This window comes from Streptomyces sp. PA03-5A (genome assembly GCF_033792725.1).
Classification (GTDB): Bacteria; Actinomycetota; Actinomycetes; order Streptomycetales; family Streptomycetaceae; genus Actinacidiphila.
In genome coordinates, this window is record NZ_JARAVL010000012.1 from 58310 (window position 1) to 75823 (window position 17514).

Annotated in this window: 18 protein-coding genes; 3 read left to right on the plus strand and 15 right to left on the minus strand. The window is 71.2% G+C overall.

Going from position 1 to position 17514, the window contains the following annotated elements; all coding sequences use genetic code 11:
- Positions 1 to 40 precede the first annotated feature (40 nt).
- From PV410_RS16855 to PV410_RS16865, 3 genes are all read right to left on the minus strand, one after another.
- On the minus strand, positions 41 to 2551 hold the full coding sequence (locus PV410_RS16855) for an ATP-binding protein (protein WP_500325334.1): 2511 nt from the start codon (positions 2549 to 2551) through the stop codon (positions 41 to 43).
- A gap of 223 nt (positions 2552 to 2774) precedes the next feature.
- Entirely contained in the window at positions 2775 to 3098 is a 324-nt protein-coding gene (locus tag PV410_RS16860) for an STAS domain-containing protein (protein WP_018563514.1), read from the minus strand.
- 189 nt (positions 3099 to 3287) lie between these two features.
- Entirely contained in the window at positions 3288 to 4136 is an 849-nt protein-coding gene (locus tag PV410_RS16865) for a 3-hydroxyacyl-CoA dehydrogenase family protein (RefSeq protein WP_500325336.1), read from the minus strand.
- Between the two features lie 241 nt (positions 4137 to 4377).
- On the opposite strand from PV410_RS16865, the gene PV410_RS16870 reads away from it, so the two are divergent.
- The gene (locus tag PV410_RS16870; RefSeq protein WP_500325338.1) at positions 4378 to 4950 is read left to right on the plus strand and encodes a cob(I)yrinic acid a,c-diamide adenosyltransferase; all 573 of its coding nucleotides are present in this window, start codon (positions 4378 to 4380) and stop codon (positions 4948 to 4950) included.
- A 10-nt stretch (positions 4951 to 4960) separates the two neighbouring features.
- On the opposite strand, the gene PV410_RS16875 is transcribed toward PV410_RS16870, so the two are convergent.
- A complete protein-coding gene (locus PV410_RS16875; RefSeq protein ID WP_500325340.1) occupies positions 4961 to 5512 on the minus strand; it encodes a hypothetical protein in 552 nt (183 codons plus the stop codon).
- 135 nt (positions 5513 to 5647) lie between these two features.
- Here PV410_RS16875 and PV410_RS16880 point away from each other — a divergent pair, with 135 nt between their 5' ends.
- Positions 5648 to 6850 carry a sensor histidine kinase gene (locus tag PV410_RS16880; RefSeq protein WP_500325342.1) on the plus strand — a complete coding sequence of 401 codons (1203 nt, stop codon included), beginning with the start codon at positions 5648 to 5650 and terminating at the stop codon, positions 6848 to 6850.
- Positions 6847 to 7497, plus strand: a complete 651-nt coding sequence (locus PV410_RS16885) for a response regulator (protein WP_500325344.1) — start codon at positions 6847 to 6849, stop codon at positions 7495 to 7497. Before PV410_RS16880 ends, PV410_RS16885 begins: the two co-directional genes overlap by 4 nt.
- A 97-nt stretch (positions 7498 to 7594) precedes the next feature.
- Here PV410_RS16885 and PV410_RS16890 read toward each other — a convergent pair whose 3' ends face one another.
- The 11 genes from PV410_RS16890 to PV410_RS16940 form a co-directional block, all read right to left on the minus strand.
- Positions 7595 to 8041: a DUF2550 domain-containing protein gene (locus PV410_RS16890; RefSeq protein ID WP_499514041.1), complete on the minus strand. Its 447-nt coding sequence runs from the start codon at positions 8039 to 8041 to the stop codon at positions 7595 to 7597.
- A 99-nt stretch (positions 8042 to 8140) separates the two neighbouring features.
- Positions 8141 to 8521, minus strand: a complete 381-nt coding sequence (locus tag PV410_RS16895) for a F0F1 ATP synthase subunit epsilon (protein ID WP_499516949.1) — start codon at positions 8519 to 8521, stop codon at positions 8141 to 8143.
- Positions 8522 to 8644: 123 nt separating this feature from the next.
- Positions 8645 to 10087, minus strand: coding sequence for a F0F1 ATP synthase subunit beta (gene atpD, locus PV410_RS16900; RefSeq protein ID WP_499514040.1), 1443 nt, complete (start codon positions 10085 to 10087; stop codon positions 8645 to 8647).
- A 2-nt stretch (positions 10088 to 10089) separates the two neighbouring features.
- Positions 10090 to 11007 (minus strand): F0F1 ATP synthase subunit gamma, encoded by a 918-nt coding sequence (locus tag PV410_RS16905; protein WP_500325346.1) that lies wholly within the window; start codon positions 11005 to 11007, stop codon positions 10090 to 10092.
- Between the two features lie 2 nt (positions 11008 to 11009).
- A complete protein-coding gene (gene atpA / locus PV410_RS16910; protein WP_500325348.1) occupies positions 11010 to 12581 on the minus strand; it encodes a F0F1 ATP synthase subunit alpha in 1572 nt (523 codons plus the stop codon).
- An 89-nt stretch (positions 12582 to 12670) separates the two neighbouring features.
- Positions 12671 to 13486, minus strand: a complete 816-nt coding sequence (locus tag PV410_RS16915; protein WP_500325350.1) for a F0F1 ATP synthase subunit delta — start codon at positions 13484 to 13486, stop codon at positions 12671 to 12673.
- Positions 13483 to 14028: a F0F1 ATP synthase subunit B gene (locus PV410_RS16920; protein ID WP_018563526.1), complete on the minus strand. Its 546-nt coding sequence runs from the start codon at positions 14026 to 14028 to the stop codon at positions 13483 to 13485. Before PV410_RS16920 ends, PV410_RS16915 begins: the two co-directional genes overlap by 4 nt.
- Positions 14029 to 14072: 44 nt before the next feature.
- Positions 14073 to 14315 (minus strand): ATP synthase F0 subunit C, encoded by a 243-nt coding sequence (gene atpE, locus PV410_RS16925; protein ID WP_018563527.1) that lies wholly within the window; start codon positions 14313 to 14315, stop codon positions 14073 to 14075.
- A 78-nt stretch (positions 14316 to 14393) separates the two neighbouring features.
- Entirely contained in the window at positions 14394 to 15224 is an 831-nt protein-coding gene (gene atpB / locus PV410_RS16930; RefSeq protein ID WP_431965728.1) for a F0F1 ATP synthase subunit A, read from the minus strand.
- A 210-nt stretch (positions 15225 to 15434) separates the two neighbouring features.
- Positions 15435 to 15848, minus strand: coding sequence for a Cg1360 family ATP-synthase-associated protein (locus PV410_RS16935; RefSeq protein WP_499514036.1), 414 nt, complete (start codon positions 15846 to 15848; stop codon positions 15435 to 15437).
- Between the two features lie 254 nt (positions 15849 to 16102).
- On the minus strand, positions 16103 to 17410 hold the full coding sequence (locus tag PV410_RS16940) for an MraY family glycosyltransferase (RefSeq protein ID WP_500325352.1): 1308 nt from the start codon (positions 17408 to 17410) through the stop codon (positions 16103 to 16105).
- Positions 17411 to 17514 lie beyond the last annotated feature (104 nt).

Sequence of the window (17514 nt, forward strand, 5' to 3'; positions counted from 1 at the left end):
GGTCGGCAGACCACCGCGGCCGCGCCGTGACGGGCGCCGGTCAGGCGATCGTTCCGGACGTGGAGGACTCGTCCACCGGGGTACCGGGATCCGTGGTGGCGACCGCGGTCTCGGAGGGCCCGCCGGCGCTGGTGGTGTCGCTGGGAGTCGTCTCGGTCGGCGTGGTCGTCGGCGACTCGCTGGCCGGCGGCGTCGATGGAGTCGAGCTCGGCGGCTTCGTCGTCGAGGTCGGCGGACGGGACGTGCTGTGCGACGGCTTCGGCCGGCCCGTGTTCGATCCGCCGCTGCCCTTGGTCGACGTCTCCCCGCCGCCCGGCTGCTCGGTCCCCCCGTCGCCCGTACCCGGGTCGACCGCACCGCCCGGCGCGCCCGGCGCGCCGGTGGACCCCGGCGTGGTGCCGCTCGCGGAGGGGCTGGGCCGCCGGCTGGAGCCGGGGCTCGGGGCGTCCTCGGCCGGGAAGCCGTCGTCCGCGTTGTCCTCCTGGGCGGACTCGACCGGCTTGACGTTCATGGGTGTGTTCTGGTCACCGCCGGAGGCCGTCGTGCCGAGGGTGACGACGGTGCCGAGGACGGCGGCCAGCAGGGCGCCCGCGCCGGCGGCGACGAGGTTGCGGCGGGAACCGGTGAGGGCGATCCGGCGCGGGGCGGCGGCCGCCGCGGCAAGGCGCTTGCTGATGATCGTCGCGGGCGCATCGGACATGTCGGTGCCCGCCGCCGGGGTCTCGACGCCCGCGAGGCCCGTACCGGGCACAGGGCCGCCCGCGCGGTCCACGACGAGCGCGAGGGTGCGGCGCCCCACCGTGGTGCCCTGACGGTCCGCGAGGGCGCCGCGCAGGGCTATCGAGGCCTCCAGTTCGCTGCGGGCCCGGTCCAGGTTGCCGAGGCACAGCGCCAGGACGCCGAGTTCGTGGAGGAAGTACGCCTCCTCGGCCACCTCCCCGGCGAGCCGGGCGGCCTCCTGGCCGACGCGCAGCGCACGCTCCCACGCGCTCCAGTGCATGGCGGCCGCCAGGACGGGCGCCACCGCACGGGCCAGGAGCACGGCCGCGCTGGTGTGCCCGCCGTCGCGGGCGGCACTCAGGGCGCCGAGGATGGCCTCCGCCTCGGCGGCGACGCGCTTCGGGGTGACGGAGGGGTGCCCGGCCCACCAGGCGTAGTGCTGGGCGGCAGCCAGCGCCTGCGGTGAGCCCTCGGCGGCGGCCTCCGCGGCCAGTCCGTCCACCAGGGCCAGTTGGCTGCTCACACCGGCCGCCAGGCGGTGGTGCGCCGCGACGGGGACGGCGAGCCCGACGGCCACGATCTCGCCGAGCGCCGCATCGCCGTGGGTGTCGCCGACGAGCGCCGGCAGGTGGGCCTGGTGCGGGCACTCGCCGCCCAGGGCCACCGCGAAGCGCAGCGCCTCCTGCGCCGAGGCGCCGAGGCGGGAGGCGAGCAGGGCGGCGGGCGCGGCGCTCTCGGCGAGCGAGGGCAGCGGCACGTGCGAGGCCGACGCGCCCGGCTCGGTGCCGAAGGGCGCGTCGACGGAAAGTTCGTCCGTCGCGTCCACGTCGCCCCACACGGACTCGTCGGCCGCGAGGATCTCCGCCCCGAGCGCGTCGCGCTGCCGCAGCAGCGCACCGGCCTGGACGAAGCGCAGCGGCAGGCCCTCGGACTCGAACCACAGGTCGGCCGCCCAGGCGGTCTCCTCCTCCACCAGGGGGCGGCCCGCGGAGAGCTCCAGCAGTTCCAGGCAGGCGACCCGGGGCAGTCCGGGAAGGAAGACCTCTTCGACCAGGGAGTCGCCGGCGGGGGCCGGCACGTCGGGCGTCGCGGACACCAGGAAGGCGCACTCGGGCGCCGCCGCGAGCAGTTCCTCCAGGGAGGCGCCGCCGAACTCCAGGTCGTCCAGGACGACGACCCCGCCGATGTCGCGCAGCAGCTCCAGCAGGCGGCTGCGCTCGGGGCGGTAGTCCTCGGTGTCGTAGACGGTGGCGAAGAGCTCCTGCAGCAGGTCGCTGGGGGTCCGCCGGTAGCCCGAGAGCCGGATCACGCCGTCGGGGGCGAGGTCCTCGCAGGCCCGGGCCACCGCGTCGAGCAGCACGCTGCGGCCGGCGCCGGAGGGCCCGGTGACGCGCACCGAACGGCCCCGGGAGAGCAGCCGCACCAGGCGCTTGCGCTCCTCCTCGCGCTCCAGCAGCGGGAGCTCGGGGGCGCGTGGCCCCGGCGGCACCGTCGGCCGGGCGGCGGCGGTCAGCGCGGCGCGTTCCTCCGCCGTGCGCCGAACGGGTGCGGGCAGGTCGCCGGGGGCGAGGGAGCTGACCTCGCTGCCGTCGACGGGGTTGAGGGTCAGCCTGCAGTCGCCCACGAGGAGTTCGACGACGCGTGGCGCGTCGCCGTCCCCCGTGCCCGCCCCGACCTCCAGGGCGAGCGGGTCGCGCGGCGGCCGGCCGACGCGCGGCGTCGGCGCGGTGCCGTCCTCCGCGCCGCCGGCCGATGTCACGTCGGCAAAGCCCGTGGAGTCCTGTCGTGCGCCGTACTCGTCACCGGTCATGTCGGGTCCGTGTGGGTCCATTAGTCTCCGCCCCCCCATTTGCGTCGCAGCAGGGCCTCACCGGGCCCGTGGTCGCGCCGTGGGACCGGTCCGGCTCCCCTCCTCGGCGTACGGGGTTGAGGCACGCCGGAACCGAACCCTAAACCTTCCCGCAGCGTGTGCGAAGCCCAGGGCGGCGATGCCGCCCTTGCGTCCGAATCTGTCCGGGGTTGCCGCTTGCGTCTCGGCGCGCCCGGTGGGTGCGCTAGGTCCGCGGCAGTGCTTCTGCCGCGATTCCCCCCTCGATGACCAGGATGCGGTGCAGCCGCGTGGCGACCAGCAGGCGCTGCATCTGCGCGGGCACGCCCCGCAGGACCAGGCGCCGGTCGGCCCGGCCGCAGCGGCGGTGCGCCCCCATGATGACCCCCAGACCCGTCGCGTCCCACGAGTCGAGTTCGGTCAGGTCGAGCACGAGGTCGCCGTGGCCGCCGTCCACGGCGCTGTGCAGGACCTTGCGGGCGTCCGCCGCGGTGCGGACGTCGAGGCGGCCCCCGACGACCAGCTCGGCGTGATCGCCCCTGATGTGCATTACGCCTCCCCGTGGAGTGAATGGGTGGAACTGCCGTGGTTCTACGTAACTGACGGTCCGTCGTACGAAGAGGTTGCCGTCTGTGAGCGAACCGATACCGAATTCACCCTTGCGAGTGACAGGAGGGGTCCGAGGGGCCCAGTCCTCCGGCCATCCGCACCGGACCGGGCCCTTCCGGTTGACGCTCCGTCAGTAGCGGTAGAAGCCCTCGCCGCTCTTGCGGCCGAGCGCGCCCGCGTCGACCATGCGCCGCATGAGCTCCGGCGGGGCGAACTTCTCGTCCTGGGACTCGGTGTAGATGTTGTCGGCGGCGTGCAGCAGGATGTCGACGCCGGTGAGGTCGGCGGTCGCCAGCGGACCCATCGCGTGGCCGAAACCGAGCTTGCAGGCGATGTCGATGTCCTCGGCCGTGGCGACGCCCGACTCGTAGAGCTTGGTGGCCTCGACGACGAGCGCCGCGATCAGCCGGGTGGTGACGAAGCCGGCCACGTCCCGGTTGACGACGATGGTCGTCTTGCCGATCTCCTCGGCGAAGGTCTTGGCGCGCGCCAGGGTCGCGTCGCCGGTCTTGTAGCCGCGGACCAGCTCGCACAGCTGCATGAGCGGGACCGGCGAGAAGAAGTGGGTGCCGACCACGCTCTCCGGGCGCTCCGTCACCGCCGCGATCTTGGTGATCGGGATGGCGGAGGTGTTGGAGGCCAGCACCGCGTCCGCCTTGGCGATCTTGTCCAGCGCGCGGAAGATCTCCTGCTTGACCTCGATCTTCTCGAAGACGGCCTCGACGACGATGTCGGCGTCGGCGGCCGCGTCCAGGTCGGTGGTGGTGGTGATGCGCGCGAGCGCGGCGGCCGCGTCCTGCGCGGTGAGCTTCCCCTTGGCGACGAACTTCTCGTAGGACGCCTCGATCCCGCCCTTGCCCCTGGCCAGCGCCTCGACCGTGATGTCACGCAGGACGACCTCGTAACCCGCCTGTGCGGACACCTGCGCGATGCCGGAGCCCATCAGGCCGGCTCCGATGACGGCGAGCTTCTTCGCCACGGCACACACCTATCTTCTCGATGCTGTTGCCGGGACCTTAACGTCGCTTCACAGCGGAGCGCAGCAGGAAGAGAGGCGGGTCACCCTGTGTCCTTCGTCGCACAGTTGAGGGCCCCGGCGCCCAGTTGCAGGCGAACCGCGTCCAGTTTGACCGGGACCGCCCCCGGAGTCCGCATCCGCCTCCCGCGCCTCGGGCCCGTCGCGGGGCGCGCCCCGGGCGCTGCCTGACTACGCTCGACACATGGTCAATCTGACGCGCATCTACACGCGGACCGGGGACGACGGCACCACCGCCCTCGGCGACATGAGCCGTACGGCCAAGACCGACAGCCGCATCTCGGCCTACGCGGACGCCAATGAGGCGAACGCGGCGATCGGCGTGGCGATCGCCCTCGGCGCGCTCCCGCAAGAGGTCGTGACCGTCCTCGTACGGGTCCAGAACGACCTCTTCGACGTCGGCGCCGACCTCGCGACGCCCGTCGTCCCCGACCCCAAGTACCCGCCGCTGCGCGTCGAGCAGACCTACGTGGACCGGCTGGAGGCGGACTGCGACCGCTTCCTGGAGGAACTGGAGAAGCTGCGCAGCTTCATCCTGCCGGGCGGCACCCCGGGCGCCGCGCTGCTCCACCAGGCGTGCACGGTCGTCCGCCGCGCCGAGCGGTCCACGTGGACCGCGCTGGAGGAGCACGGCGAGACGATGAACCCGCTCACCGCCACCTACCTCAACCGGCTGTCCGACCTGCTGTTCATCCTGGCCCGTACGGCCAACAAGGAGGTCGGCGACGTGTTGTGGGTGCCCGGCGAGAACCGCTGACCGCGCCCGCTCAGGTGCGCGGCGAGGCGGCCGGCCCCCGCTTGGGCCGGAGCGTGTAGCTCGCCGCGACGACCGCGTGGATCCCGGTCGTCGCCGCCATCCGCACCTGCCACTCCCGCAGGGCGGCCGTGCGTCCGGCGTCCGCGACGAGCCAGACGACCAGTTGCAGCAGGGCGGCCGCGACCGCGGCGGACACCGCGGTACGGCCGAGGAGCCGCCACTCGTGCAGGGCCCGGGCCCTGCCGTACCTCGGTGCCGGCGGCGGCTCGGGGCCCCCCGCGAAGCGGTGCGCGAAGCGTGCGTCGGCCCAGCGGACGACGCCGTGGCCGTAGCCGGCGGAGAAGCCGACGTACGCGGCGGCCAGGCCGTGCCGGGCGGCGGCCGTGCCACCGTCGCGCAGGTCGGCCACCGCCGCGGCCAGCAGCACCAGGTCCACCAGGGGCACGCACACCAGCAGCGCCGCGCCGGCCCGGGGCCGGCGCAGCAGGTAGCGCACCGCGAGCCCGGCGCCGAGCAGCACCCAGAAGGCGATCTCGCACCCGGCGATCAGGGTCACCAACATGCCGCAAGGCTCCCCCGCGGCCGCGGTGGGGCGCGTCGTCGGCGCTGATGAGACCCGGCTGCATCCTTCGGTGTACGCACCGGGTCCGACCACCGGCCGACGCGCACCGTCCGCGCCGCGTGCTGGGATGGGCCCATGACGACCAACGCCGCCCGGCGCCCGCCGCGGGACGACGTGCTGATCGCCGTGTCGGGACTCACGGGCGGCCTCGCGATGTGGGCGTTCGGGCTGTACACCCACTCCGGGAACCATCCGGCGGGCGACCACCGCTGGCTGCCGCTGCTCCCGCTGGTGGTCATGGCCGGGTGCGAACTGCTGCGGCGGACCGCGCCCCGCGTCGCGATCGTCCTCGGCGTGCTCACCTTCTGCGCGGATTTCGTGATCGGCTCGCTGCTGGTGACCGTGCTGATGTTCACCGACCTCGTGTACGCCGCCGTCCTGTACGGGCCGAAGCGGCTGACCCGGGTCGTGCCCGTCGTCAGCGTGCTCTGCACGGCCGCGCTCACCGCCACCGCCGTGGCGGTGCACCCGGTCGCCGAGTCCCTGCTGATCGGTGTGGTCGGTGCCCTGGTCTCGGTCGCCCCCGCCTGGACCGGCGTGGTCGTGCGGCGGCACCGCGACGAGGCCGCCCACGAACGGCTGCGCGCCGAGCAGACCGCGCTCCTCGCGGAGCTGGACCGCCGGGAGGCGGTGGGCCGCGAACGGGCCCGAATGGCCCGCGAACTGCACGACATGGTGGCGGGCCACCTCTCCGCGATCGCCATCCACTCCACCGCCGCACTGTCCCTGGACCGCCACGAGGGCCCGGCCCGCGAGGCGCTGGCAGTGATCCGCGAGAACAGCGTCGAGGGCCTGTCCGAGATGCGCCGGCTGATCGGGCTGCTGCGCGACTCGGCGGGCGAGGACGGGGAACCGGCCCCCGTCCCGCGGCTGGCCGGCCTGGACGCGCTCCTGGAGCAGATGCGCGCGGCGGCCCCGCACTCGGCCTTCGTACTGCGCGACGGGCGCCCCGACGGCGCCGCCGCGCTGCCCGCGCCCGTGGAGCTGGCGGCCTACCGGATCGTGCAGGAGTCCTTGACCAACGTCCTGAAGCACGCGGCGCCCGGTGAGGTGCCCGTCCTGCTGGAGCAGGAGGGCGAGGCGCTGACGGTGACCGTGGCGAGCCCCTGCCGGATCGGCGGCCCGGGGCACCGGCCGGACCCCCGGGCCCCCGGCTCCGGCAGCGGCCTGATCGGGATGCGGGAACGCGCCGAGCTGCTGGGCGGCACCTTCGAGGCGGGCCGGGAGGGCACGACATGGCGGGTACGGGCGGTACTGCCCATGAAGGGGAACGCATGATCCGGGTGGTCGTCGCCGAGGACCAGGCCGCGGTACGCGCGGGGCTGGTGCTGATCCTGGGCTCGGTGCCGGACATCGAGGTGGTCGGCGAGGCGGCCGATGGGGAGGCCGCGGTCCGCGTCGCCCGCGAGCTGCACCCGGACGTGATCCTCATGGACCTCCAGATGCCCCGGCTGGACGGGGTCGCCGCGACCCGGGAGATCGTCGCGGAGCGACTGGCGGAGGTGCTCGTCCTCACCACCTTCGACCTGGACGAGTACGTCTTCGGGGCGCTGCGGGCGGGCGCCGCGGGATTCCTGCTGAAGGACACCGAGGCGGACCGGCTGATCGAGGGCGTACGGCTGGTGGCCCGCGGCGAGGGGATGATCGCGCCCGCGGTGACCCGCCGGCTGATCGGCGAGTTCGCCCGCCCCCGGCCGCGTCCGGCGGCCGACCACGCCGTGCTCGGCGCGCTGACGCCACGGGAGCGGGAGGTGCTGGTCTGCGTGGGCGAGGGCCTGTCCAACGCGGAGATCGCGGTGCGGCTGGAGATGGCGGAGGCGACGGCGAAGACGCACGTCAGCCGCATGCTGGCCAAGCTGGAGCTGCGCAGCCGCGTGCAGGCCGCGGTGCTGGCGCAGGAATGGGGGCTGTCGGTACGGCCGTAGGGCCGGCGGGACCGGACAGCGCTTGTCAGGCCACGTTGACCCTCCCCCAGACTTCGTCCGGGGGGACCCCCAACCAGCGGGGAGGCGGAACCAGACCTCAGGCCACGTTGACCCGCTGGCCGGGAGGGGCGGCCTCGAGCCAGGCGAGGAAGCCGGTGAGGGCGTCGTCGCTCATGGCGAGTTCCAGACGGGTGCCGCGGTGCTCGCAGACCAGGATCACGGAGTCGGAGAGGAGCGCCAGTTCCTCCTGCCCCTCCGGGACGCGGCGGTGCAGCACCTCGATGGCGGAGCGTTCCAGCACCCGGCGCGGCCGGGGCGCGTACGAGAAGACCCGGAACCACTCGATCCGGTCACCGCTGTAGCGGGCCACGCCGTACGCCCAGCCCTTGCCGGAGGGTTCGCCGGCCCCGGTGGGCGGCATCCGCAGGCTGCAGTCGAACGTGCCGCCGGGCCGCTGGATCAGCCGGCGCCGCAGCCCGAAGACGAACAGCCCCAGCAGCGCCACCGCCACCAGGGCCCCGCACACCTGAAAAGCGAGGATCACGCCCACCGACCTCCTCGCTCCGTGTCACGAATAGGGATACTGCAGCCGCGGGACACCCTCACGGGCCTCCCGCGGCTCATGGCCCGGTGGGCCGGGTGCTCAGCGCGACCCGCTGGTCGCGGCGATCAGCCGGACCTCGGCGCGGCGCTCACTGGCGGCGTCGGCGTCGGCCTTCGCACGCTCCAGAGCCCGCTCCGCACGCTGGACGTCGATCTCGTCGGCGAGCTCGGCGATCTCCGCGAGCACCGACAGCTTGTTGTCCGCGAAGGAGATGAAACCGCCGTGCACCGCGGCGACGACGGTGCCGCCCTCGCTGGTGCGGATCGTCACCGGACCGGACTGGAGCACGCCCAGCAGCGGCTCGTGGTTCGGCATGACGCCGATGTCGCCGGACTCGGTGCGTGCGACGACAAGTGTGGCCTCGCCGGACCAGACACTGCGGTCCGCTGCGACCAGCTCGACGTGCAGCTCAGCCAAGATGGCTCCTCGGGTCGGCACCCACCGCCGTCCGGCGGGTGCATAAAACAAAGGATAACGGGGGTGCGGCAAGGGGGCGGACACAGGGTCCGCCCCCTGCCACGGTGAGCCGTCAGGCGACGGGCGTCAGCTGACGCCGAGCTCGCGGGCGTTGCGCTCGAGGTCCTCGATGCCACCGCACATGAAGAACGCCTGCTCAGGGAAGTGGTCGTACTTTCCGTCGGCGATGGCGTTGAACGCGGAGATCGACTCGTCCAGCGGGACGTCGGAGCCGTCGATGCCGGTGAACTGCTTCGCCGCGTGGGTGTTCTGCGACAGGAAGCGCTCGATGCGGCGGGCGCGGTGGACGGTGAGCTTGTCCTCCTCGCCCAGCTCGTCGATACCGAGGATCGCGATGATGTCCTGGAGGTCCTTGTACTTCTGCAGGATCCCCTTGACGCGCATGGCGCACTCGTAGTGGTCCGCCGCGATGTAGCGGGGGTCCAGGATGCGGGACGTCGAGTCCAGCGGGTCCACCGCCGGGTAGATGCCCTTCTCCGAGATCGGACGGGACAGAACGGTCGTCGCGTCCAGGTGGGCGAAGGTGGTCGCCGGCGCCGGGTCGGTCAGGTCGTCCGCGGGGACGTAGATCGCCTGCATCGAGGTGATCGAGTGACCACGGGTCGAGGTGATGCGCTCCTGGAGGAGGCCCATCTCGTCCGCGAGGTTCGGCTGGTAACCCACCGCGGAGGGCATGCGGCCGAGCAGCGTGGAGACCTCGGAACCGGCCTGGGTGAAGCGGAAGATGTTGTCGATGAAGAACAGCACGTCCTGCTTCTGCACATCGCGGAAGTACTCCGCCATGGTCAGACCGGCCAGCGCCACGCGCAGACGGGTGCCCGGGGGCTCGTCCATCTGGCCGAAGACCAGGGCGGTCTTGTCCAGGACGCCGGACTCCTCCATCTCCTGGATCAGGTCGTTGCCCTCACGGGTGCGCTCGCCGACGCCGGCGAACACGGAAACGCCCTCGTGCAGCTTCGCCACACGCATGATCATTTCCTGGATGAGGACGGTCTTGCCGACACCGGCGCCGCCGAACAGACCGATCTTGCCGCCCTTGACGTACGGGGTCAGCAGGTCGACGACCTTCAGGCCGGTCTCGAACATCTCGGTCTTGGACTCGAGGTCCTCGAACTTGGGCGCCTTGCGGTGGATCGTCCAGCGCTCGCCGACGTTGGCGTTCTCCTCGGGGACGTTCAGCACCTCACCGAGGGTGTTGAACACCTTGCCCTTGGTGAAGTCGCCGACGGGGACGGTGATGCCCGTGCCCGTGTCGGTCACCGAGGCCTGGCGGACCAGACCGTCGGTGGGCTGCATCGAGATCGCGCGGACCACGCCGTCGCCCAGGTGCTGGGCGACCTCGAGGGTCAGCGTCTTCTTCTTGCCGGCCTCGGCCGGGTCGGCGACCTCGACGGTGAGGGCGTTGTAGATCTCCGGCATGGCGTCGACGGGGAACTCCACGTCGACGACCGGGCCGATGACCCGGGCGACGCGGCCCGTGGCAGCGGCCGTCTCAACAGTGGTGGTCATGATTAGTCACTCCCCGCAGACGCGTCGGCCAGGGCGCTGGAGCCACCGACGATCTCGCTGATTTCCTGGGTGATTTCGGCCTGGCGGGCCTGGTTGGCAAGCCGCGTGAGCGTCTTGATGAGCTCCTCGGCGTTGTCGGTCGCCGACTTCATCGCGCGGCGGCGGGCGGCGTGCTCGGAAGCGGCACCCTGCAGCAGCGCGTTGTAGATCCGGCTCTCGACGTACCGCGGCAGCAGTGCGTCCAGGACGCCCTCAGCCGACGGCTCGAAGTCGTACAGGGGGAGGATCTCCCCCTCCTTGCGGGCCTCGCCACCGGTGGCGTCGGCGAGCGAGAGCGGCAGCAGCCGCTTCTCCACCGGCGCCTGCGTCAGCATCGACACGAACTCCGTGAAGATAATGTGCAGCTCGTCCACGCCGCCCTCGGCGGTGTCCTTGAGGACCACCTCGATCAGCGGGTCGGCGACCGACTTGGCGTCCGCGTACGTCGGCTTGTCGGTGAACCCGGTCCACGAGTCCTCGATCGCGCGCTCACGGAAGCCGTAGTACGCCACGCCCTTGCGGCCGACGATGTAGTGGACGACCTCCTTGCCCTCCGAGCGCAGCTGCTCGGTGAGCCGGTCGGCGGCCTTGATCGCGTTGGACGAGTAGCCGCCGGCCAGACCGCGGTCGCTCGTGATGAGCAGCACCGCGGCGCGCGTCGGGTTCTCGGTCTCCGTGGTCAGCGGGTGGTTCGTGTTCGAACCGGTCGCGACCGCGGCCACCGCGCGGGTGAGTTCGTCGGCGTACGGGGACGAGGCGTGGACCTGGCGCTGGGCCTTGACGATCCGGGACGCGGAGATCATCTCCATCGCCTTCGTGATCTTCTTGGTCGCGGTGACGGACTTGATGCGGCGCTTGTATACCCGAAGCTGGGCGCCCATGCTCAGCCCTCACCCAGCAGCTTGCCGTCCGAGGTCTCGAACTGCTTCTTGAACTCCGCGACCGCGTCGGTCAGGGCCTCGACCGTGTCGTCGCCGAGCTTGCCGGTCTCGGCGATGCTCAGCAGGAGGTCCTTCTTCTCGCGGCGGAGGTGGTCCAGCAGCTCGCGCTCGAAGCGGCGGATGTCCTCGACGGGCACGTCGTCCAGCTTGCCGGTGGTGCCGGCCCAGATGGAGACGACCTGGTCCTCGATCGGGAACGGGGCGTACTGGCCCTGCTTCAGCAGCTCGACCATGCGCTTGCCGCGCTCCAGCTGCGCCTTGGAGGCCGCGTCCAGGTCGGAACCGAAGGCGGCGAACGCCTCCAGCTCGCGGTACTGGGCGAGGTCCACGCGCAGTCGGCCGGCGACCGACTTCATGGCCTTGATCTGCGCCGAGCCACCGACTCGGGAGACCGAGATACCGACGTTCAGCGCCGGGCGCTGGCCCGCGTTGAACAGGTCGGACTCCAGGAAGCACTGGCCGTCGGTGATCGAGATGACGTTGGTCGGGATGAACGCCGAGACGTCGTTGGCCTTGGTCTCGACGACCGGCAGACCGGTCATCGAGCCGGCGCCCAGCTCGTCGGAGAGCTTGGCGCAGCGCTCCAGCAGGCGGGAGTGCAGGTAGAAGACGTCACCCGGGTAGGCCTCACGGCCCGGCGGGCGGCGCAGCAGCAGGGAGACGGCGCGGTAGGCGTCGGCCTGCTTGGACAGGTCGTCGAAGACGATCAGGACGTGCTTGCCGTCGTACATCCAGTGCTGGCCGATGGCCGAGCCGGTGTACGGGGCGAGGTACTTGAAGCCGGCCGGGTCGGACGCCGGGGCCGCCACGATCGTGGTGTACTCCAGGGCGCCGGCCTCCTCCAGCGCGGCGCGCACGCCGGCGATGGTGGAGCCCTTCTGGCCGATGGCGACGTAGATGCAGCGGACCTGCTTCTTGGGGTCGCCGGAACGCCAGTTGTCACGCTGGTTGATGATCGTGTCGATCGCCAGGGCGGTCTTGCCGGTCTGGCGGTCGCCGATGATCAGCTGACGCTGACCGCGGCCGATCGGGGTCATCGCGTCGACGGCCTTGAGGCCGGTCTGCATCGGCTCGTGCACGGACTTACGGGCCATGACGCCGGGAGCCTGGAGCTCCAGGGCGCGGCGGCCGTCGGTCTCGATCTCGCCGAGGCCGTCGATCGGGTTGCCGAGCGGGTCGACGACGCGACCCAGGTATCCCTCGCCGACCGCGACGGAGAGCACCTCACCGGTGCGCTGCACCGGCTGGCCCTCCTCGATGCCGCTGAACTCGCCGAGGACGATCGCACCGATCTCGCGCTCCTCGAGGTTGAGGGCGAGACCGAGGGTGCCGTCCTCGAACTTCAGCAGCTCGTTCGCCATGACCGAGGGCAGACCCTCGACCTTGGCGATACCGTCGCCGGCCAGGCTGACCGTTCCGACCTCCTCGCGCGAGGCCGCGTCCGGCTTGTACGACTGGACGAAGTTCTCCAGCGCGTCCCGGATCTCCTCCGGCCGGATCGTGAGCTCCGCCATCTGGGTTCCCTGCTCTCCTTGTTGGGCCCGAAGTATTCGCTACGGCCCAACTCGGGCCGCTGGTACTGCTCTTTGAGTTGGTGGCTGGTTCAGCCGGCCATCCGCCGACTCGCCTCTTCGAGGCGGTCCGCGATGGTCCCGTCGATGACCTCGTCGCCGACCCGAACCGAGATGCCGCCGCGGACCGCGGGGTCCACGTCGAGGTTCAGGTGCACCTGCCGGCCGTAGATCGTGGCCAGCGCGGCGCCGAGGCGCTGCTTCTGCCGGTCGCTCAGCGGAACCGCCGAGACCACGACCGCAACCGTGCGGTTACGGCGCGCCGCCGCCAGCTTGGACAGGGCGTCGATCCCTGCCTCCAGGCTACGGCCTCGCGGGTGGGTCACGAGACGGACCACGATCCGCTCGGTGACCGGGTTGGCGCGGCCGCCCAGCAGCGAGTGCAGCAGGGCCGCCTTCGCCTGGGTCCCCGCGGCACGGTCGGTCAGCGCCGCCCGCAGCTCGCTGCTGCCGGAGACGATGCGGCCGAAGCGGAACAGCTCGTCCTCGACGTCGTCGAGGACGCCCGCACGCTCCGCGGCGATCAGGTCGGCGCCGTAGGACAGCTCCTCCAGCGCGTCGGTCAGATCACGCGACTGCGACCAGCGGCTGCGGACCATGCCCGCGACCAAATCGGACGTCTCGCCGCCGATCTGCCCGCCGAGGACCGCCTGCGCCAGGCCCGCCTTGGCCTCTCCCGGCTGCGCGGGGTCGGTCAAGGCGCGGCGCAGCGAACCCTCGCGGTCGAGCAGCCCCGTGACGGCGGCCAGCTCCTCGGCGAGCTTCGCCGCGTCGACGGACGTGTTGTCCGCCAGCGCGTCGAGGCGCTCGCGCGCGGTGGCCAGTGCCTCGCGGCTCGCTCCGTTCATCGCGCGGCCTCGGCCTTCTCCTCGAGCTCGTCGAGGAAGCGGTCGATCACGCGGCTCTGGCGGGCGGTGTCCTCGAGGGACTCACCGACGATCTTGCCGGCCAGGTCGGTGGCGAGCTTGCCGACGTCCTGGCGCAGGGCGTGCGCGGCGGACCGGCGGTCGGCCTCGATCTGGGCGTGACCGGCGGCGATGATCTCCTCACGCTGCCGCTGGCCTTCCGCGCGCATCTCGGCGATGAGCGCGGCGCCCTGCTCCTGCGCCTCCTGGCGCAGACGCGCGGCCTCGTGGCGGGCCTCGGAGAGCGACTGCTTGTACTCCTCGAGGGTCCGCTGAGCCTCGGCCTGTGCGGCCTCGGCCTTCTCCATGCCGCCCTCGATGGCCTCGCGCCGCTCGTCCAGAACCTTGTTGATGTTCGGGAGGAGCTTCTTGGCGAGGAAGAAGAAGACGATGGCGAAGGCGATGAGACCGATGACGAGCTCTGGGATCGGCGGGATGAGGGGGTTCTCCGCCTCCTCGGCCGCCAGCTGTGCCAGGGCGTTCACATCAGTGCCTTCCGTCGAAAGGGGTTGGTCTCGTCAGCCCGGACTCAGGAGGTCGGGTAGACGAACGGCATGACCAGACCGATCAGCGCGAGCGCCTCACAGAAGGCGAAGCCGAGGATCTGGTTGGCGCGGATCAGGCCGGCGGCCTCGGGCTGGCGGGCGAGGGCCTGCGTACCGTTGCCGAAGATGATGCCGATGCCGACGCCGGGGCCGATGGCCGCGAGGCCGTAGCCGATGGAGCCCAGGTTGCCGAGGATCTGGGTGGCGGCGAGGTTCACAGCGGACATGCTGTTTCTTCCTTCTCTTTCACGGACCGGTGGGGGTTGGCCACCGGACAATCGGGGGGCTGTGCGTCGCGCGGGTGCTCAGTGGTGCTCGGCGAGCGCGCCCTGGACGTAGGAGCAGGCCAGCAGCACGAAGACGTACGCCTGGACGGCCTGGATGAAGAGCTCGAAGGCGGTCATCACGATGACCATCACGAACGAGACACCGGCGTAGGCGATGCCGATCCCGTTGAGCAGGTACCAGCTGGCGATGGTGAACAGCAGCAGCAGGACGTGACCCGCGAACATGTTGGCGAACAGTCGCACCGCGTGCGTGAACGGCCGGACGATCACGTTGGAGAGGAACTCCAGGCCGACGACCATCGGCAGCACCGCGCCGAGGTTCTTGTCGTAGCCGGTGATGTTCTTCCAGCCGCCGACGAAGCCGTGCTTCTTGAAGGTCAGCGACATCCACGTGACGTAGACGATCGCGGCCAGCGCGGCCGGGTAGCTGATGATCGCCGTGACGGGGAACTGGGCGATCGGCACGATCGACCACAGGTTCATGATCCAGACGAAGAAGAACAGCGCCACCATGAAGGGCACGTACTTCTCGCCGTCACGCTTGCCGATCGTCTCGTAGACGATCCCGCGGCGCACGAAGTCGTAGCCGGCCTCGGCGACCATCTGCAGCTTGCCGGGGACGATCTTCGGCTTGGCGAAGGCAGCCCAGAAGAAGCCGACGATCACGATGCTGCCCAGCAGCGCCAGCAGCATCGTCTTGTTGAAGTAGGCGCTGCTGTCCGCGTCGCCGATCAACGGCTTGAAGAGGAAGGAGTGCAGGCCGGGGGCCGGGAAGCCGCACCCGTCGAAGATGTGGCAGTTCGTCTCGAAGGCGAGCGTCGTTACATCACTCACCGAGAGCTCCTTCAGCGTGACGCATAGGTACGGCAACCTCTACGTGTCGGCGCGGCACGTGGCCACGGAACGGCACTGGACTGGTCTTACGGATGTGGGGGCGGCGGGTGGGCGCTGAGCCGAAGGGCTGTTGCGAAGGCATGACTGCCACCCGCGCCAGCTCTGCCGCAGTTGAGACCGGACGATAGCAAACGAGCGGAAGTTCGCCCGCACCGGCCCTGCTGTTCACGACGGAGTTCCGGCGGATCCGGGCTCCACGTACAGCATCTTGGTCTTCATATGAGCACGGGCCTGGGCGGCGATCCACACCAGGGTCGTACCGAGCAGGGTGAAGGCGAACACCTGGGTGTCGAACAGCGTCGTGTGCTTGAACACGGCCAGCACGATGGCCAGGAGCAGCAGCTGCACGGTGTAGAGCATCAGGCCCATCGCCTGGAACAGCGTGGGGTAGGAACGGGCGGTGCGCTGAAGCACCGTCAGACCGATTCCCATGAACACGATCACCACCACCGCGCCGAAGCCCGCGCCGATCGCGCCCTTGCCGCCCGCGAGCATGCCTGACACAGCCACCGCGATCACCCCCGCGGCAGCGGCGGGCACGGCGCAGTTCAGGAGCGTTCGGACGTCGTTGGACTGCATGGCGGCAGCTCCTCCGGCGAGGTTGGGGTACAGGGGTCGTCGAGGACGAGGGTAGCCCGGCTGCGAGGACATGCCTCACGCCGGAAGACCATCGCACTAGGGTCTTTCGGCTTGATTCCGGGTTCTCGTGAACGGTATCACAAACTATTTGATGAGGTCTTTACCCGGTTCGTGTGTGACCTGTCACACGGAAGGAGTAACCGTCGTGGCGCCTACCTGACGCCGCACCACGGCTGTGCTATCGCGCGGCCGGCCTACGGACGGGTGCCCGCACCCCGTCCGGCGTCCACCAGGGACCGTGCGCTGAGCGCGGTCGCGCCGTTGACGCCGGGGGCCTCCCCCGCGGCGATCGTGGCCGCCGCGGCGGCGTGCGCCGCCTGCGCCGCCTCCACCCGGGTACGGCGGTAGCGCGGCGGGACGAACGCCTCGGCCCAGCGCGGGGCCCGGGGCCGGAAGCGCGGCATGAGCAGGGCGATCAGTCCCATGGCGCTCAGCATCACGATGCCCAGGACGATCCACAGGCTGGAGGAGTTGACCGAGAAGGCGACCGCGCCGAAGGAGATCAGCGCGGACCAGAAGTACATGATCCACACGGCCCGGCTGTGCGAGTGGCCGATGTCCAGCAGCCGGTGGTGGAGGTGGCCGCGGTCGGCGGCGAACGGCGACTGCCCGTTCCAGGTGCGGCGCACGATGGCCAGCACCAGGTCGGCCGCCGGGATCGCGATGAGCGTCAGCGGCAGCAGCAGCGGCATGTAGACCGGCACCATGAAGTGCGTGGTGTCCCGGGTCGAGCCGGTGAGGTTGGTGATGGCGTCGGGGTCGGTCTGGCCGGTGATGGAGATCGCGCCGGAGGCCAGCACCAGGCCGATCAGCATCGAGCCCGAGTCACCCATGAAGATCCGCGCGGGGTGGAAGTTGTGCGGCAGGAAGCCCAGGCACATCCCGATGAGGATCGCGCTGAACAGCGTCGCCGGGGCGGCGGCCTCGATGCCGTATCCGTACCAGATGCGGTAGGCGTACATGAAGAACGCGATCGCGGCGATGCACACCATTCCGGACGCGAGTCCGTCGAGTCCGTCGACGAAGTTCACCGCGTTGATCGTGATCACGACCAGGGCCACGGTCAGCAGGGTCGACTGCACCGGTGTGAGCGCGACGATGCCCTTGCCCGGGATCGGCAGCCACAGCACGGTCAGACCCTGCAGCACCATCACGCCGGCCGCGATCATCTGCGCGCCCAGCTTGATCAGCGCGTCCACGCCCCACTTGTCGTCCAGCACGCCCAGCAGCCAGATCAGCCCGGCGCCGGAGAGCAGTGCCCGTGGCTCGTTGGAGAGCTCGAAGACGCTCTTGAGGTTGGTCAGGTGGGCCGCCACCAGCAGGCCCGCGCACAGACCGCCGAACATGGCGATGCCGCCGAGGCGTGGCGTGGGTTCGCGGTGGACGTCACGATCACGGATCTCGGGCATGGCGCCCGCCGCGATGGCGAACTTCCGCACCGGCCCCGTGAGGAGGTAGGTCACGGCGGCTGCCACGCAGAGGGTCAAGAGGTACTCGCGCACGGCCACACCCTATTCGCGTCCGGGTGGCGACTGTAAACACAGACGAAGACTCACAGCGGGTACCCAGGGTTGCACACACCACTCCCGGGGTCGGCCCGCGCCCC

Coding starts and splice junctions, on each gene's coding strand:
- PV410_RS16855 (WP_500325334.1), bottom strand. CDS start 2,551: ATGGACCCACACGGACCCGACATGACCGGTGACGAGTACGGCGCACGA.
- PV410_RS16860 (WP_018563514.1), bottom strand. CDS start 3,098: ATGCACATCAGGGGCGATCACGCCGAGCTGGTCGTCGGGGGCCGCCTC.
- PV410_RS16870 (WP_500325338.1), top strand. CDS start 4,378: ATGGTCAATCTGACGCGCATCTACACGCGGACCGGGGACGACGGCACC.
- PV410_RS16875 (WP_500325340.1), bottom strand. CDS start 5,512: ATGTTGGTGACCCTGATCGCCGGGTGCGAGATCGCCTTCTGGGTGCTG.
- PV410_RS16880 (WP_500325342.1), top strand. CDS start 5,648: ATGACGACCAACGCCGCCCGGCGCCCGCCGCGGGACGACGTGCTGATC.
- PV410_RS16885 (WP_500325344.1), top strand. CDS start 6,847: ATGATCCGGGTGGTCGTCGCCGAGGACCAGGCCGCGGTACGCGCGGGG.
- atpD (WP_499514040.1), bottom strand. CDS start 10,087: ATGACCACCACTGTTGAGACGGCCGCTGCCACGGGCCGCGTCGCCCGG.
- PV410_RS16905 (WP_500325346.1), bottom strand. CDS start 11,007: ATGGGCGCCCAGCTTCGGGTATACAAGCGCCGCATCAAGTCCGTCACC.
- atpA (WP_500325348.1), bottom strand. CDS start 12,581: ATGGCGGAGCTCACGATCCGGCCGGAGGAGATCCGGGACGCGCTGGAG.
- PV410_RS16915 (WP_500325350.1), bottom strand. CDS start 13,486: ATGAACGGAGCGAGCCGCGAGGCACTGGCCACCGCGCGCGAGCGCCTC.
- atpE (WP_018563527.1), bottom strand. CDS start 14,315: ATGTCCGCTGTGAACCTCGCCGCCACCCAGATCCTCGGCAACCTGGGC.
- PV410_RS16935 (WP_499514036.1), bottom strand. CDS start 15,848: ATGCAGTCCAACGACGTCCGAACGCTCCTGAACTGCGCCGTGCCCGCC.